The organism is Streptomyces sp. UH6, assembly GCF_013421635.1.
Classification (GTDB): domain Bacteria; phylum Actinomycetota; class Actinomycetes; order Streptomycetales; family Streptomycetaceae; genus Streptomyces; species Streptomyces abyssomicinicus.
In genome coordinates this window covers 1-1,173 of sequence record NZ_JACADT010001353.1, presented here as the reverse complement: position 1 = coordinate 1,173, position 1,173 = coordinate 1, and the positions used below count along the sequence as shown (strand labels likewise).

Annotated in this window: 1 protein-coding gene and 1 pseudogene; one reads left to right on the top strand and one right to left on the bottom strand. The window is 73.2% G+C overall.

All coding sequences use genetic code 11. The features are described 5' to 3' along the window. Positions 1-414, top strand: a pseudogene (locus HW445_RS31830) (hypothetical protein); the annotation flags it as partial. Here the strand turns inward: HW445_RS31830 and HW445_RS31825 are convergent. Further along, the coding region (locus HW445_RS31825) for an AAA family ATPase (RefSeq protein WP_180224234.1) at positions 384-1,173 on the bottom strand (790 nt) is incomplete at its 5' end. The pseudogene HW445_RS31830 and the gene HW445_RS31825 overlap by 31 nt on opposite strands.

Below are 1,173 nucleotides of genomic sequence, written 5' to 3'. Positions count from 1 at the left end.
CGCCTCTACGGACGCTGGTTCCCCGCCCACTTCGGACCCGAGGCGCTGCGCCGCCTGCACCAGGAGGTCGACTGCTGGCGCAACCTGCACCGCCGCACCGACCCGATAGGAGGACCCGTCCTGGTCGCGGGGCCCGTCCTGGCCGGCGCCGCGGACGCGGCCACCGCCTCCGGGCGCCCGCCCTGCCCCCCGGTCGACCGGGAACCCCTCAAGGACCCGCTCTCCCTGGGCCGCACCGCCGCCCACCCGCTGCCGTCGCCGGTGCTCGGCCACGGCGACTACCAGGCCGACCCCGTCTTCGCCGAGGAACGCGCGGCGCTGCTGGCCCGGCTGCCGGACGGCCTGCCCGCGCCCCGCCAGGGGGACGATGGGCAGGACACCCCTCAGTCCAGCTCCGGCAGGTCCTCCGGGTAGAGCAGGGTGAGCGCCTCCGTGCTCGCGTCGGGAAGCTGCGCCACCCGGCCGGCGTGGCGCTCCACCATCGCCTCGAACGTCTGGCGGGCGGTGCGTCCGTTGCCGAAGGCGGGTCCCTTGGGGATCTCCGCGAAGTACTTCAGCAACGCCTCGCCCGTGCCGTCCGCCAGCCGGTACTCGTGCTCCTCGGCCTGCTGCTCCACGATCCGCAGGAGCTCGTCCGGCCCGTAGTCGCCGAACCTGATGGTCCGCGAGAAACGGGAGGCGACCCCGGGGTTGACGGACAGGAAGCGCTCCATCTCCTCGGTGTAGCCGGCGACGATCACCACCACGGCGTCCCGGTGGTCCTCCATCAGCTTGACCAGCGTGTCGATGGCCTCCCGGCCGAAGTCCCGGCCCGAGTCCTCCGGCGAGAGCGCGTACGCCTCGTCGATGAAGAGCACACCGCCCCTCGCCCGTTCGAACGCCTCCTGGGTGCGGATCGCGGTGGAGCCGATGTGCTCGCCGACCAGGTCGACGCGGGACACCTCGACCAGATGGCCCTTCTCCAGCACGTCCAGCGAGGCCAGGATCTCCCCGTAGAGCCGCGCCACCGTCGTCTTGCCGGTGCCGGGGGAGCCGGTGAAGACGAGATGACGCCGTACCGAGGCCGCCTTGAGGCCCGCCTCCTGACGGCGCCGGCCCACCTCGATCATGTCGGTGAGCGCCCGCACCTCCCGCTTGACACTCTCCAGCCCCACCAGGGCGTCGAGCGCGCCC